This is a genomic window from Companilactobacillus zhachilii, assembly GCF_003606365.2.
GTDB lineage: Bacteria > Bacillota > Bacilli > Lactobacillales > Lactobacillaceae > Companilactobacillus > Companilactobacillus zhachilii.
The window spans coordinates 2,436,415-2,451,528 of sequence record NZ_CP031933.2; the positions used below are offsets into that span (position 1 = coordinate 2,436,415).

Genomic DNA, 15,114 nt, shown 5'->3' on the forward strand with positions numbered 1-15,114 from the left:
AATATTAAAAGAGTTTGGGACAAAACTATTGTCGTCTTTAAACATGCAGCATAAACGTGGAACAAAACATAGCTTTTTCCGCTTAAAACAAATGTCCCCAGCAATCCAAAATCGGATTACTGGGGACATTTGCCTTAATGCTCGAAAACTGAACATGTTTTGTCCCACTCTCTTATTTTGGAAGGAATTACACATAATGACATATTTTTTAGTTGTTTTAATTGCCCTTTTCGGTGCTTTAATGCGAACTGTTTTCGGATTTGGCGAAGCACTAGTCACAATGCCACTACTTGCTTTAATCTCCTTTGACCTTCAAACGTCAACTGCCTTAATCGGAGCCTTGGGTTTATTAGTTGCCATCCCCGTCGCAATCAAATATCGGCAACACATAGACCTCGCTACTTTAAAACGATTAGTCTTAGGTTCTATTTTGGGTATTCCTGTCGGTATCTTAATTATCAAATTAGGCTCACCAATCATAATCATGCGTGTCTTAGGCATTTTTATCATTGTCTATGGCGTTTATAACTTATATACACTCAGACATCCCAGAACCAGTCAGTTGCATCTCAGCGACCGCTACGACTATTTGGCCGGTATCGTGTCTGGAATTCTCGGAGCTTCATTCAATAGTCATGGTGTACCAATCGTAGTTTACGGTACAGCTAAAAAATGGGATGCGGATAAATTAAAGGGTATCCTGCAAGGACATTTTGTCTGCGTGGGAACTTTGGTTGTTTTGAGCCAAGTGTCTTCAGGAATGTGGAATATCGAAGTTGTTAAATTACTGGCAATTATCATCCCATTGCTGTTTATCGTTGTTCCTTTAGGCAATTGGATTGGTTCTAAAATCGATAGCCAACATTTTACCAAGTATGTTTATGCCATTTTGATTATCTTTGGTTTGATTTTGCTTATCAAACACTAAATTTTTAAAGGTATGCTGTGGGATTCCGCCTCCAGGAGTGATGATTCGTTTTTTTGAATATACGTAGTTATTATCTTTAAACTTTGAAAAACTAGAACAACATAACTTAAAGTTTATTTTGGAACTTTCAAATTTAGACAATCCTGTAAAAAAGTTCAGATATATGCCCACTTTGGCATAATATCTGAACTTTTTTTATCCCCAAATTTACTTTATGTATTAATTTTTCTAATATTAAAGGCTCATTTTTAATGAAAATTAAATATTTTTTAATATTAGGACAATTATCATTAAAAACGGTGCTATAATTACTCCCATAAATCTAAAAAGATGGGAGTCCTAACTCATGGAATACCTTAAATTAATCGGAATTATTATAATTATCTTAGGATTTGCCTTTAAGTTGGACACAATTGCCGTGGTTGTTGCCGCTGCTTTAGCAACCGGTCTGGCATCTGGCATGTCGATCGATCATATTTTGACTATTCTTGGAAAAGGCTTCATGGATAACCGGATGGTTTCGCTATTCTTCCTCACCCTTCCCATGATCGGTGTTGTTGAAAGTCACGGTATGAAACAAGCGGCTGTCAACGGGATTAGTAAGATTAAGAATCTCTCGGCTGGGAAAATTTTCAATATTTATCTAGCTATTCGTGAAATTACTGATGCCTTTGGTATTGCTCTTTCTGGTCAGGTGCAGTTCATCAGACCTTTGATCAATCCTATGGCTCAAGCTGCCGCTAGTGTTAAGCACAATTTAACCCCTAAGCAAGTTGACTTGATTAAAGCTCGGGCCGCTGCCACTGACAACTTTGGTAATTTCTTTGCTCAAAATCTTTTCATCGCTTCTAGTGGTGTCTTATTAATGGCAAGTACCATGAAGTCACTCGGACATCCCGTTTCTACAACTAGCATCGTTCTCTACTCTATTCCTGTCGCTATCATTACCTTCATCATCGTTGGTTATTACAATATGAGATTCGACAAACAATTCAACAAGTAGGAGGTTAGAAATATGAGTGTTAACAATATTTTGGAAATTTTTTATATTTTAATGGGAATCATTATGATTTTTGCCAGTATTGAGTCTTTTCGTGACAAAGAAAATTCTGCACGCATTGGGACTGGACTTTTTTGGTTGATATTGGGACTGATCTTCTCAATCGGTAAGTATTTACCTAACGTTGTCATTGGTTTATTGATTGTTTTTATCGGTATTTTGTCACTGCTCAAGCAAATTAAAGTTGGTAAAATCAAAGAAGTTAACAAAGAGATTGCCGAAAAATCAGCTAAAAAGCTCGGTGGCTGGCTGTTCTTCCCCAGTGTCGTTTTAGCCGTTTTATCTATTTTAATTAGTGAATTCACTAATTTGGGTGGTCAAGTTGGTATCGGGATTGCTTCAGTTGTAGCCTTAATTATAGCGATGATTATTTCAAAAACTGATGCCAAAACAACTTACCATGATAGTGAAAGAATGGTTCGTTCTGTTGGTACCGCTGGTATTTTGCCCCAGTTGTTGGCTACTTTAGGCGTTATTTTTACCGCATCAGGTGTTGGTGAAGTTACATCTAAAACTATTTCCGGCATATTCCCTGTCGGCAATCATCTTTTAGGCGTTGTCCTTTACTGTGTCGCCATGGTTATTTTCACAATGATTATGGGAAATGCTTTCGCTGCTTTTGCCGTTATAACGGCTGGTATCGGCGTTCCATTTATCGTTGCCCAAGGTGGAAATCCAGCAGTGGTCGCTGCCTTAGGTATGACAACCGGTTATTGTGGAACCTTAATGACTCCAATGGCCGCCAACTTTAATTCACTACCAGTGGCCCTGATGGAGATGAAAGATAACCTTGGGGTTATAAAGCAACAAGTCCCAATCGCATTGAGCATGTTAGTGATTCAAATTATTTTGATGTATTTCTTAGCATTTTAAGGAGGAAAATTATGAAAATTTTAGTTACAGGTTTTGACCCATTCGGAACAGATAAAATTAATCCGGCAATTGAGGCAGTCAAAAAATTGCCCGATGAAATTGAAGGTGCGGAAATTGTTAAGCTTGAAATTCCTACCATTTTTAACAAATGTGCCGAAGTCGTCCACCAAGCAATCCTAGATAATAAACCAGATTACGTTTTAGATATTGGTCAAGCTGGCGGACGCTATGCCTTAACACCAGAACGAGTTGCAATTAATTTTGACGACGGAAGAATTGCTGATAACGCCGGTTTCCAACCACGAAATCAACCAATCCATGAAGACGGTCAAAACGCCTACTTCACCCAGTTACCAGTCAAAGCCATGGCTCAAGCTGTTTTAGATGCCGGATTGCCAAGCTACGTTTCAACAACCGCCGGAACCTACGTCTGCAACCACATCATGTACCAAGTTCAATACATGATCGACAAAGAATTCCCCGAACTAAAAGCCGGTTTCATGCACATCCCATTCTTACCAAACCAAGTCGTAAGTCGACCTGATACACCTTGTTTATCACTCGCAGATGATGTAACAGGAATCACCGCCGCTATTGGAGCAATTGTTAAACAAGATGGCAAAGGTGATATCGAAGCAATTGGTGGTTCATTAAATTAAAATCATGTTCAACTCGCAAAAAAGACTCTTATACTTGAAAGAGTCTTTTTTGCTATGATTAAAAACAATATTTATAAATAACTAATTTATTAATAATCAATAACTGAAGTTTTAGATAACCTAGCAGGTAGGCGAGCATGAGGATATCAGCCGTGAAAGTGGCGTTAGAACGGTGATTTTCCGTTCTTACACCACGGACGTATTTTGAGATTCGCGTACTTTGCGAAGCTCAAAATAGAGCCTAGAGACCTTGGCTCTAGGCGGTCCCACAGCAGACATCCTCATGCTCGCCTACCTGCGGCAACAAAAAAAGAGCACCGAAGCTTAACGCTCCAATACTCTCTTAGTTACAACCTTTTGATGATAAAGGTCACTTCCCTGTCCCCAGAAAATAAAGCTTAGTGATACATAGACAATGGCCAATATTATATTGAAAACATCGAATTTCATTTGGTCAGTGAACATCATCCAACCGATAAAAATAATCGATGAAACAGGAATGATAGCACCTAACCAAATATGTGAGTTATTCCCTAGCACATATTTCTCAAGGATTAAGGAGGCTATTGAACCTATAACAAAAATAATACCTAACATAATTACACCCCCATAATTAATTCAGCGTATATTATGGTAACACTAATAATTTTCTGAAATAAAGGGAAAAGTGTTTGAAAACGTCTCCAAAGGATAATTTGGTCCTCAATTACGCTTATACCACAATTCTCAAGACATCCAACTGCTATCTGAAACAGAGAATAGACTAGCCAGAAGGAACAAAAACCTTAAGTCGCTATGAAGGTGGTGTAATGGCTTTAGCCATTACACCACGGGACGAGTTTTGAAATTCGCGTCCTTTGCGAAGTTCAAAATCGAGACTTGAGACCGCTCTTCGGCTCAAGTCGGTCCCCATAACGACCTAAAGTTTTTGCTCCTGGAGGCGGCATCGGAGACGACTTATTTTACTAAACTCAGTATCTTATTGGATAATAACCTTCAGGGGGATTTTTATTTTGTACAAACAAATTACTATTTACGACCTATTAGAAATTTTATCAAACAAGCTCGGACCCCAAAATTGGTGGCCGGCTGAAAATAACGAAGCCATGCTTTCGGGCATGATCTTAATTCAAAATACCAATTGGAAAAATGTCGACCGGTCATTAGCTAATCTAAAACAGGCGACCAATTTTGAGACAGATAAAATGTTAGCTTTATCAACAGAAGAAATGGAACAGTTAATTCAACCTAGTGGTTTCTTTCACAACAAGGCTATTTATTTACGCTCAATCTTGACCGCCTACCGCGATAATTTTGACGAATGGTCTAAATTGCCAACACCAATGCTACGTAAAAGACTCATTGCAATGAAAGGTATTGGTAATGAAACGGCTGATGTTTTATTACTCTACTACTTCCACCGTCCAACCTTTGTTGCTGATAATTATTCGATGAAATTATTCACTAAATTACATACCTTTACGGAGAAACCAACTTACATTCAATTAAAAAATGCCGTTCAACACGATTTCAAATTCAATTCTAAGCAAGCTGAAGAATTACACGCCTTAATTGATGAATTCGGTAAATTAAAGAGCGATTATTTCGACGATTACCAGCTACGTTTGCCTTACTTAACGGCCCATAACACCGTAAAAGAATAAATGCATTAAATCCTTTTCATGATTCTTAATTTCAATTGCGCTATGAGCATTAACTGGATTAGGATTCATCGCATAATTAACAAACATATCTAAATAAATTATGGCACTCTCATCTGATATATCTGGATTAACCGCGCCTTCTTCACGTCCTTGATCCAACAACCTTTTCCAAAAGCCATGTTTGTATTCGTTATAAGTTTTCATAACGCTGTCGTCACCATTTTTACCACTGAATTCGTTATACATGAAGACGACAAAATCATCATGTATAGCATCAGCAACGTTCACCCCATACGACATCATCATTTCCATTTTTTCCGCAAAAGTCCCATTGGAACTATCCAGAGTATCTTCGCACGCTTTGTATCCATCAATAATTTGTTTAATGATAACTGCACGTGCCAAAGCAACCTTGCTTGGAAAATATTTATATAATGTCACTTGTGATGAGTGAGCCTCTTTCGCAACTTGCGCGATTGAGGTTTTTTTGTAGCCTTGTTTAGTAAAAGTCTGAAGTGCCGTCTCCAAAATTAACTGTTTCTTTTCTTTTTTACGCTGTAAATTATTAGTCATTATAATTACCTCAAATTTTTTTATAACAATAGTTCAGTTTTTTGATTGGTCTAATAAGACTTTCTAAAAAAGCCCTCTAAATAGTTCAATATCAACGTTTTTCTCAGTTGACTTTGACATTTCCCAGACCTAATATACTCGGTAAATAGTGAACTATTCAAGAAAAATATTTCATTTTAGAGGTAATTATTATGTTGAACGAAAATGTACCAACCTTACATATCGATCATTTACAAAAGAAGTTTGGTAAATTTCAAGCTCTAAAAAATATCACTTTTGATATTTATCCCGGGGAAGTTTTTGGTTTCATCGGACCTAACGGCGCTGGTAAATCGACAACTATAAGAACTATTTTAGGAATTTTGCGAGCTTCAGGTGGTAAAGCCACTATCTTCGGCAAAGATGTCTTCAAAAGCTCCGTTGAAATTCACAAACGTATTGCTTATGTACCAGGTGACGTTTATCTTTGGCCTAATTTGACTGGTGGTGAAATCATTGACCTCTTCTTAAAACTAGGTCACAGTCACCATTCCCGTAAAACTGATCAACTGATTAAACTATTTCAACTCGACCCCACGAAAAAAGCTCGAACTTACTCCAAAGGTAATCGACAAAAAGTGGCTTTGATTGCAGCTTTTTCGACTGATGCTGACTTTTATATTTTTGACGAACCAACTTCAGGACTAGATCCACTTAATGAAGAAGTTTTTCAAAATGAGGTTCTTAAATTGAAAGTAGCCGGTAAATCCGTACTTTTATCTAGTCACATTCTTTCAGAAGTTGAAAAAATGTGTGATCGTATCGGAATCATTCGTAATGGTGTAGTCGTTGAAACAGGTACCCTTGATGAGATGCGTCATTTGACTAGAACCGTTGTTAAAGTCAAAACGGTTCAACCTACACCTGAACTTGAGACTTTACCTGGTGTTCATAACGTCGTTATGGAAAATAATCAGTCTCTTACACTTTCAGTCGATTCCGAATATCTTGAAAATACAATGAGCTACTTGTCTCAAAAGCAAATCATCTCTCTTCAAGCAACCCCACCAACACTAGAAGACTTGTTCATGCGTTACTACGATTCTACAAACGGGGGCACTCGTCATGAAAAGTGAAAGATTTCAAAGAACGTTTTTCCTAACACGTTTTAGTTTTAAGCGTGATTGGTCTAAATTAACAATCTGGGCCCTTGTCCTAATTGGTTTGTTCGTCGGTGTAGCCGCTAAATTCACTGGTCTTTATGGTAGTAAATCAGCAATCGACCAAATTATTAAAACACTCAAAACACCAGCTATGGTTTCACTCTTTGGTAAAATGCCCGCTGGTCCTTATACAACGGCCGATGTATTTGCTTCCGAGATGACCATCTTTATGGCCATTATCGCGGCAGTAATGAATTTCTATTTCATCATCCACAATACTCGCGGTGAAGAAGAATCTGGTATTTTGGAAATGATTCAAGCCCATTCTGTCGGTCGTCTATCTAATTTAACAGCTGCTTTATTAGAAAGCTTTGTGTTTAACTTCGGTATTGGTTTGATTTATGCGGTCGGCCTACAATTTGCCAATTTAACTGGAACCAATCTCAATGGTAATTTTCTCCTAGGTCTAGGCTTAGGTGCTGCTGGTTTCATGTTTGCTTGCATTGCCGCCGTTATAGCGCAACTGACAGACAATTCCCGAACAACCACTATCTTTTCTTATTTAATCTTCGGCGTTATGTATATTGCCCGGATGATTACTGATGTATCACATCCTAAATACACTTGGTTTATTCCCATGGGCTGGGTCGAAAAATTTTCAACTTACAAAGATAACAATTGGTTACCCGTCTTCTTAATGTTGGGCTTATCTTTAATTTTGATTCTACTAGCTTTTTACCTCAACAATCACCGTGATATCGGTTCTGGTATGATTGCCACGAAACCTGGACGTGCGACTGCTTCAGTATTTCTTCATGATCCTTTATCACTATTTTGGCGTTTGAATCGTGTCAGTATCATCGTTTGGATTGTCGGTATCATGATCCTCGGCGCAACTTACGGTTCAGTATTCAATACCATTGGCGATATTTTGAAAACTAATCCAATGTTGAAACAATTATTAAACACCCAAGCTATCAACGCTGCTAACGTTTTGATTATTAAAGAATTCCTAGCCATCTTAATGATTGTTTTTGCTGCTTTAGCCTTAGTTCCCGGAATCTCACTGATTAATTATTTGAAATCAGGTGAAGCTAAAGGTTACTTAGAAATAATTCATTCTAAAGAAACCAGTCGTTTCAATCTATTCTTCTCTATTTTCGGACTGGCAACCGTTACAAGCATTGCGGTTTTATTTGCTGGAATTTGTGGTTTGTACGCAGGTGGTAACGCCGTTATGAATCATCATATTGCTATGTCAATCTTCATGCGAGGCTTCTATGGTTACCTATCACCATTACTTTTAATGCTTGGAATTTCAGCTTTCCTACTCGGCTGGTTGCCAAAATTAACTACACTAAATTATGGCTATCTAGTATTAGCATTTTTCATTCAATACTTCGGTAAGTTATTGAAATTACCTGATTGGACGGAAAAATTAACTCCATTTGGATTCATTAACCATGTACCGGTTAAAAACTTTGACGTCGCTACTTTCTGGTGGCAAATTGGCATTGCCGTTACCTTAATCATTGTTGGTTACATCGGTTATCGGAGACGTGATTTGATTATAAACTAACCAAAAAGGGGCTGTGACATAACTATTCTAGTCTTAAACATGCAGCATAAACGTGTAACAAAACATAGCTTTTTCCGCTCAAACCAAACAAGACCCGCAATCCAAAATCGGATTACGGGTCTTGTTTGCCTTAATGCTCAAAAGCTGACAATGTTTTGTCACACTCGCTTTTATTAATCATTACTTATAAAATGTCTCGCGAACTGCTTGTGCAATTGCGATTTGTACATGAGCATATGACAATCCACCTTGAATATATAGTGAATATGGCGGTCTTATTGGACCATCAGATGATAATTCAATGGTTGAACCCTCAACGAAACTACCTGATGCCATAACGACGTCATCTTCGTAACCATCTTGGTGACTAGGAATTGGGTCAACGAATGAGTTCATTGGTGAATAATGTTGGATAGCGGCACAGAAAGCAATCATTGGTTCTGGCTTACCAAAGGAGACTGTTTGCACGATATCAGTTCTAGGAGCGTCCCATTTTGGTGAAACGTTCATTCCCATTTCTTCACAGAGTGCTGATGTAAAAATCATACCTTTCAAAGCTTCACCAGTTGTATGAGCTGCCATGAAGAAACCTTGATAGAAGTCACGTAAGTAACCCCAAGTGGCACCCTCACCTTTACCAGCACCAGGAACCGTCAAACGTGAACCAGCACCTTCAACTAAATCTTCTCGACCAACGATATAGGCCCCACTCTTAACGATTCCGGCACCGGCATTTTTGTAAAGTGAACCAGCCATGATATCAGCACCATAGAAAGTAGGTTCTTCCATTTCGGAAAATTCACCGTAACAATTATCAATAAAGACATTAACATCTGGGCGAATTGACTTAACAAATTTAATCATTTTAGCAATTTTTTCAACAGTAAAGCTATCACGAACCGCATATCCACGGGAACGTTGAATGGCTACAACTTTAATCGAATCATCATTCTTCAAAGCTTTTTCGGCATTATCATAATCAACCGAACCATCGTCCAACAATTCCGTTGTCTTAAAATTGATGCCGTATTCGCCCATATTTCCTGGCTTATTACCAGCTAGACCAATAACTTCTTGAATCGTGTCATAGGGTGTTCCTGTTAAATAATAAAGCGTATTGCCTGGACGCAACATACTAAACAAAGCAGTTGAAATAGCATGAGTACCAGAAGCAAATTGCGGACGAACTAGTGCATCGTCAACTTTAAAATAGTCAGCATAGATTTGTTCGATTTTATCTCGACCAATATCATCATATCCATAGCCCGTTGAAGGAACTAGGTCTTCTTCACCGACATGGTGTTTTCTAAATAAATTCAAAACACGTTGTTGATTGTAAAGCACCTGTTGATCAATTTCGTCTAAACGGGGACGAATCATTTTTTCCACTTTATCAATTTTTTCACTTAAATCTTTAGGTAAATCTTCTTTCCATGATAATGCCATTATTAAATTTCCTCTTTTTTATTTTACTTTGAATGCCGTCTCCGGCCACAAGCATTGAATCCTGCTGTGAGGACCGTCTCGAGCCAAGGTCTCGAGTCTCGATTTTGAATTTTAAAAATACAAGAAACCTTACTTATTCTTCAAAACTTCCGCTTGGACTGAAATACTGCCGTCTGCTGCTTGATTCCAATAAACGCCCTGAATTTCTGGCACAAAGCCTGGGAAGCGTTCGATGGCTCCGACTAGGACTTCGAAATAAGTCTGATCTATATCAGCCCACTTTTCACCCGGAGCTACGATAAATACCCCTGGAGGGTATGGGAGTGCTCCTTCAACAGCAACTCGTCCTTTGATATCTTTCAAGTTGACTAGCTCACTTTGATTACGCATGAACAACTGGTCGGCTTGAGCTGGGGTCATTGTATAATCTTGCATGTCCTTTTTAGCAAAGAGCTCTTTTTGGAGGGTAAAGGTCTTATTTTTACGATAATACTCGTGCATTTCCTGACACAATTGTTTTAACGTATATTGGGCATAACGCTTTGGATATTGCTTAGCTAACTTAGGTAGAACTTCGGTTAATGGTGCATCTGCCTGATAGAAGTTTTCAAATTCCAAAAAGGCCTCTAACAATGTATCTAATTCCGCTTCAGTGTCTCCTGGTGTCAACAAGAATAAGAGTGAATTCAAGTCATCTTTAGCCCGAATAATGCGCTTTTCCATTAAAAATTCTGCTACAACTGGTCCTGGAATACCGGTTTCTTGATATTGAGCATTTTTAACATCAATCCCCGGCGTTATAACGGTGATTTTGAGTGGATCAATCATCGCTTGACCTTTAGCTATTTCATTAAATCCATGCCAAGTATCTTCGGGATTCAAAGCCCAATATTTACTGTTTGTAGCCAATTCATTTGTACTAATTTCTGCAAAATTATCAGGAACTAATGGCCGGAATAACTTAGATTTCTTCAATAATTTCTTGCGCCATTTGATTCCCGTTCGCAAGGTTTCGTCCCACCAATTACGATTACCTTGACCGGCTGTTAAATAAGCATTGACGGTCAAAGAAGCATAGATTGGATAAGAATAACTTGATGTCACAAATTTTAAGTAGGCGTTATTGAAATGTTTATGGTCGACATAACGATCTTGACCTTTCAAATGCGCATCTTTCTTCAAAATTTGGGAAGTTTGAGCTAAACCGGCTTGTTGTTTGTGTAACGATTGCGTCACTAAGATACCAGGGTCATCTGGACCATACTCTAATGATAATGGTGACAAGTGTTTCATGATTGGCACAAATTGTTCAAAACCGCCCCATGCACAATCGAATAAAATATAATCACACAACTTACCAATTTTATCGATCATCCATTTAGCATCGTAAAAGACACCATCATATGTTTCTAATTGCACAATAGCTAAACGGAAAGGACGCTTAGCTTGGGCTTTTTTAGGATCAACCTTGGCAATTTCTTTTCTAATATTAGCTTCATCCAAAGCCTCAGGATTCATTTCACCAATCAAGCCCAATGGGTTGCGGTCTGTCGGAATATAAACTGGCTTGGCACCGCTCATAACTAAAGCACTATTATAAAGTGATTTATGATTATTACGATCAAATAAAACTAAATCATCTTGGGCCAACAAAGCACTAGCACAAATCGAATTGGCGCTAGTCGTTCCGTTAGTACAAAAATAAACTTTATCAGCATTATAAGTTTTAGCAGCCTTTTGTTCAGCCGTTAAAGGTGTCCCACCGTGAGTCATCGTATCACCCAACTCATCGACAGTATCACTCGTATCAGCGAACATTAAATTTTTACCAAAGAAACGATTAAAGACAACACCAGCGGGATGTTTTTCGTAATATTGACCGTTATGGTGCCCCGGAGTCGTAAAACTAATCGGACGGTCTTCAGCAAAATTAATCAAATCAGTCAAAAATCCCGGCACCATTTTACTCTGATAAGCATTTGCTTGTGGACTGATTTCTTTTTCAGAAACCTCAGTCGTATTGATTTTAATAATAGGGATACCAAGTCCTGATGTTTTTTGTAGATTCTTAGCAATCTCGATAGCAGTCGTATCGTGTTCATTTAGAACAATTGCAGCTAGTTCGGCGACATCGATGTCACTGGTAAAAGGTACCGTTGACCACTCGATAGCGTCGTTAATTCTCACATCATTACCAATGGCAATTTTCAGAAAATTCATAATTTCCCCCTATTTTTGAATTATTTTCATAAAAAGTATTGCAAATGACATATAAACACCTATAATTTTTTGGGTATGTTTTTTTTATAATGCAATATAAATTACGAAAGACATCACAGAATTGATTATATATACATATTGAGGTTATGCACAAGTGAAAATAAACAGTTCTTTATTAACATTAAAACCCCCAAACTTTGAAACTAGCATTTAAAGTCAAAAAAAAAGAAAATATGCCTTTCATATATTTATTCGTTAATAACATTATTATCTCAATCAACGAATACACTAGCCGGAAGGAACAAGAAATTTAGGCAGCTGTGAAGGTGGCGTTAGAGCTTTAGCTCTTACACCACGGGACGAGTTTTGAAATTCGCGTTTTTTGCGAAGTTCAAAATCGAGATTGGAGACCTTGGCTCCAATCGGTCCCCACAGCAGCCTAAAATTTCTTGTTCCTGGAGGCGGCATATTAAAAAACACTCGGGGGAAATACAATTGGAATCATTAGAACCAAATAAAAAACACTATTTAAGCTGGCCGGTCATTGCCTTGATCGACTTCGTTACTATCATTAGTTTTGAAAACATCTTTTACCCTTTTCAAAACCAAGGTCTATCAGTTGTTATCTCATGGATCTTCCTACTCTTCGCCTACGTTATTCCTTATGCATTAATTTCTAGTCAAATGAGTTTAACTTTTGACAATCAAGCTGGTGGACTTGCTTCATGGGTCCGTCACAGTAGTAACGATACTTTAGGTTACTGGACTTCATGGATGTACTGGGTTCAAAGTGTGCCTTATATCGTCGACGTTTCCAACTCGGTTATCGTTTCATTCAGTTGGATGTTTCTTGGTAACAATACTTTGGATGATAAAATGTCACCTTTCTGGTTCGGTATTTTAACATTCGTTATTATTTTGCTTTTCATTCTTTTGGAAAATGTTATTAAAAATTCACTAGAATTGCTTTCATTGATTGGTGGGGGTGCAATGTTCATCATGTCTGCCCTCTTCGTACTATTAGCAGGTTACGCCGTTATGCATGGTCACCACATCGCTACCCAGCCATTTAACTGGGGTGCTTTCAAACCATCGTTTAGCTTGAAATACTTCTCAACGACCGGACTATTGATTTTCGCCATGTCTGGTGCTGAATTAGCTGCTCCTTATGTTGTGCAAATGCGTGATCCTAAACATGAATTTCCTAAAGCTATGTGGCTTTTGGCTATCATGACTGGATTCTTAACTATCTTTGGTACCTTGGCCTTAGCAATGTTCTTCAATGCTAACCATATTCCACATGATTTCAAGATGAACGGTCCTTACTATGCTTTCCAACTTCTTGGTAATAGTTTGGGTGTCGGTAAATTATTGATGTATATCTTCGCCGTTGTACAAGCAATCTTTATGATGGCACAATTGGCTGTCCTCTTGGATGCTTCAAGTCGTGTCTTTGCTGGTGATGTCGCTGACAAATTCATGCCTAAGTGGTTAACTAAGAAAAACAAAAACGGTCGTCCAATTCACAGTTACACAATGACAACTGGTTTAAGTTTGTTCCTACTGTTATTGACCGGTACTTTGCCAAATATCAATACCATTTATAACTGGTTACTAAACATTAACGGAATTATTTCACCATATAAGACTTGTTGGGTCTTCTTCGCCTTTGTCGCAATGCGCTGGCAACAAGATAAGTTCCATTCTGATTACACATTTATCAAGAATAGAACCGGTGCCCTTTTAGTCGGTGGCTGGTGTTTAGCCTTTACCTTTATCTGTGCTACTTTAGGATTCATCCCTCAAGAAGCTAAGTTTGGTACAGGAGCATTTAACCATCAATTACTATTGAACTTCATTACAGTTATCGTCTTGTTCGGCCTTGGCTTTGTTATGCCTTGGTTGCGTAAACGTGAACAACGTCGCGCTGGTTTAATTGATTAAAATACAAAAAAGCAAGTAGCTATAAATTAGGCTGCTTGCTTTTTTTGTATTCTCAATTAATAGATTTATTTATCTCATCCGTTAACTTAAAGAGCGATTTAAATTTAGATTTTTCTTTCTCATCTAGATTTTGAATCAATTTATCATTTATTACGTATCTTTTCATTTTAGAATTATAGACCCAGTATTCTTCCTCAACATTTAACGGATCAAATTGTTTAATATTATCTGTTTTACCACCGTAATCTATCTTACTTTTCTTCAAGGAAATAATAACTTTTCCACCGATGGCAAGTAACGGATATTTAGACCTTGTTACATACACCATTTTGCCATTGTTTTCTGGTGACTGACCATCCGGAGTAGAATAATTATTTTTAGGTATTAGACCACCTTCAGTAAAAAACTTCAGATTAGTATTCAAGAGTTTCTTATCACCTGACAAAACGTTATCCACATGAATAATTATCTTAGTTGTTGGGATTATAGATTGATTTCCTGTTTGGAGATTCAATACTGTCCCTTGAACTAAAATAACTTTATTCTTCCTATACTCATCTAAAGATTTCAGCGTAATGTCATGCTTTTGAAGTTCTTCAGTATATTTAAGCGGTTCTCTTTTTTCGGCAGATGCAACTTTATGGTTCCAAGCAGTTCTGTTGGAATGTATACTCTTGACTTTAGATTCCGTGTAATAGCTTTGATTGGCAGATTCATTATTCATTTTAGAATTTCTTGAACAACCAATTAGCGTTAAAACGCAACTAGATAACAAAAAAATGGTTTTTATTACAGCATGTCTATTAAAAGTAAAATTCATCATATTAATTCCACCTTTTACATATATTTAAAATCTTGAAAATGATTAACTTTACTTCAAATAGACACTCAGACTGCTTTCGTAATCATATACTCAATATTAATTTCATTTAATGATTCGACTTTTTGATCAATGCATACGTCATTTGTAACAAACTAGCCAGTATCAAAAGATCAGTTACACTGTTAAAGTTAAATTTCAAAAAT

Annotated in this window: 13 protein-coding genes; 8 read left to right on the plus strand and 5 right to left on the minus strand. The window is 37.5% G+C overall.

Going from position 1 to position 15,114, the window contains the following annotated elements:
* The first annotated feature begins 196 nt into the window (after positions 1–196).
* The 4 genes from D1B17_RS11210 (at position 197) to pcp (ending at position 3,520) form a co-directional block, all read left to right on the plus strand.
* Positions 197–928, plus strand: coding sequence for a sulfite exporter TauE/SafE family protein (locus D1B17_RS11210; RefSeq protein WP_120141645.1), 732 nt, complete (start codon positions 197–199; stop codon positions 926–928).
* A 346-nt stretch (positions 929–1,274) separates the two neighbouring features.
* Positions 1,275–1,931 carry a DUF969 domain-containing protein gene (locus tag D1B17_RS11215; RefSeq protein ID WP_120141644.1) on the plus strand — a complete coding sequence of 219 codons (657 nt, stop codon included), beginning with the start codon at positions 1,275–1,277 and terminating at the stop codon, positions 1,929–1,931.
* Between the two features lie 12 nt (positions 1,932–1,943).
* The gene (locus D1B17_RS11220) at positions 1,944–2,861 is read left to right on the plus strand and encodes a DUF979 domain-containing protein (protein WP_120141643.1); all 918 of its coding nucleotides are present in this window, start codon (positions 1,944–1,946) and stop codon (positions 2,859–2,861) included.
* Positions 2,862–2,872: 11 nt separating this feature from the next.
* Complete coding sequence (gene pcp, locus D1B17_RS11225) at positions 2,873–3,520, plus strand: pyroglutamyl-peptidase I (protein WP_120141642.1); 648 nt, start codon at positions 2,873–2,875, stop codon at positions 3,518–3,520.
* 324 nt (positions 3,521–3,844) lie between these two features.
* Here the strand turns inward: pcp and D1B17_RS11230 are convergent, their stop codons facing one another.
* Entirely contained in the window at positions 3,845–4,117 is a 273-nt protein-coding gene (locus tag D1B17_RS11230) for a hypothetical protein (protein WP_120141641.1), read from the minus strand.
* Positions 4,118–4,533: 416 nt separating this feature from the next.
* Here D1B17_RS11230 and D1B17_RS11235 point away from each other — a divergent pair, with 416 nt between their 5' ends.
* Positions 4,534–5,184, plus strand: a complete 651-nt coding sequence (locus tag D1B17_RS11235) for an endonuclease III domain-containing protein (protein WP_120141640.1) — start codon at positions 4,534–4,536, stop codon at positions 5,182–5,184.
* Here D1B17_RS11235 and D1B17_RS11240 read toward each other — a convergent pair.
* Complete coding sequence (locus D1B17_RS11240) at positions 5,155–5,757, minus strand: TetR/AcrR family transcriptional regulator (RefSeq protein WP_120141639.1); 603 nt, start codon at positions 5,755–5,757, stop codon at positions 5,155–5,157. The two genes, D1B17_RS11235 and D1B17_RS11240, sit on opposite strands and share 30 nt — an antisense overlap.
* A gap of 191 nt (positions 5,758–5,948) precedes the next feature.
* On the opposite strand from D1B17_RS11240, the gene D1B17_RS11245 reads away from it, so the two are divergent.
* Both D1B17_RS11245 and D1B17_RS11250 read left to right on the plus strand, forming a co-directional pair.
* Complete coding sequence (locus tag D1B17_RS11245; RefSeq protein ID WP_120141638.1) at positions 5,949–6,872, plus strand: ABC transporter ATP-binding protein; 924 nt, start codon at positions 5,949–5,951, stop codon at positions 6,870–6,872.
* Positions 6,862–8,478: an ABC transporter permease gene (locus D1B17_RS11250; protein ID WP_120141637.1), complete on the plus strand. Its 1,617-nt coding sequence runs from the start codon at positions 6,862–6,864 to the stop codon at positions 8,476–8,478. The genes D1B17_RS11245 and D1B17_RS11250 overlap by 11 nt, the downstream gene beginning before the upstream one ends.
* Before the next feature lie 180 nt (positions 8,479–8,658).
* Here D1B17_RS11250 and D1B17_RS11255 read toward each other — a convergent pair whose 3' ends face one another.
* Both D1B17_RS11255 and D1B17_RS11260 read right to left on the minus strand, forming a co-directional pair.
* Positions 8,659–9,924 carry a methionine gamma-lyase family protein gene (locus tag D1B17_RS11255; protein ID WP_120141636.1) on the minus strand — a complete coding sequence of 422 codons (1,266 nt, stop codon included), beginning with the start codon at positions 9,922–9,924 and terminating at the stop codon, positions 8,659–8,661.
* A gap of 129 nt (positions 9,925–10,053) precedes the next feature.
* Positions 10,054–12,144 carry a putative ornithine decarboxylase gene (locus tag D1B17_RS11260; protein ID WP_120141635.1) on the minus strand — a complete coding sequence of 697 codons (2,091 nt, stop codon included), beginning with the start codon at positions 12,142–12,144 and terminating at the stop codon, positions 10,054–10,056.
* Positions 12,145–12,639: 495 nt separating this feature from the next.
* On the opposite strand from D1B17_RS11260, the gene D1B17_RS11265 reads away from it, so the two are divergent.
* Positions 12,640–14,088 carry an APC family permease gene (locus D1B17_RS11265; protein ID WP_120141634.1) on the plus strand — a complete coding sequence of 483 codons (1,449 nt, stop codon included), beginning with the start codon at positions 12,640–12,642 and terminating at the stop codon, positions 14,086–14,088.
* A 52-nt stretch (positions 14,089–14,140) separates the two neighbouring features.
* On the opposite strand, the gene D1B17_RS11270 is transcribed toward D1B17_RS11265, so the two are convergent.
* Positions 14,141–14,911: a hypothetical protein gene (locus D1B17_RS11270; RefSeq protein WP_120141633.1), complete on the minus strand. Its 771-nt coding sequence runs from the start codon at positions 14,909–14,911 to the stop codon at positions 14,141–14,143.
* Positions 14,912–15,114 lie beyond the last annotated feature (203 nt).

Bases quoted from the DNA above. Each gene is read 5' to 3' on its own strand.
- D1B17_RS11210 (WP_120141645.1), top strand. From the start codon at position 197: ATGACATATTTTTTAGTTGTTTTAATTGCCCTTTTCGGTGCTTTAATG.
- D1B17_RS11215 (WP_120141644.1), top strand. From the start codon at position 1,275: ATGGAATACCTTAAATTAATCGGAATTATTATAATTATCTTAGGATTT.
- D1B17_RS11220 (WP_120141643.1), top strand. From the start codon at position 1,944: ATGAGTGTTAACAATATTTTGGAAATTTTTTATATTTTAATGGGAATC.
- pcp (WP_120141642.1), top strand. From the start codon at position 2,873: ATGAAAATTTTAGTTACAGGTTTTGACCCATTCGGAACAGATAAAATT.
- D1B17_RS11230 (WP_120141641.1), bottom strand. From the start codon at position 4,117: ATGTTAGGTATTATTTTTGTTATAGGTTCAATAGCCTCCTTAATCCTT.
- D1B17_RS11240 (WP_120141639.1), bottom strand. From the start codon at position 5,757: ATGACTAATAATTTACAGCGTAAAAAAGAAAAGAAACAGTTAATTTTG.
- D1B17_RS11245 (WP_120141638.1), top strand. From the start codon at position 5,949: ATGTTGAACGAAAATGTACCAACCTTACATATCGATCATTTACAAAAG.
- D1B17_RS11250 (WP_120141637.1), top strand. From the start codon at position 6,862: ATGAAAAGTGAAAGATTTCAAAGAACGTTTTTCCTAACACGTTTTAGT.
- D1B17_RS11255 (WP_120141636.1), bottom strand. From the start codon at position 9,924: ATGGCATTATCATGGAAAGAAGATTTACCTAAAGATTTAAGTGAAAAA.
- D1B17_RS11260 (WP_120141635.1), bottom strand. From the start codon at position 12,144: ATGAATTTTCTGAAAATTGCCATTGGTAATGATGTGAGAATTAACGAC.
- D1B17_RS11270 (WP_120141633.1), bottom strand. From the start codon at position 14,911: ATGATGAATTTTACTTTTAATAGACATGCTGTAATAAAAACCATTTTT.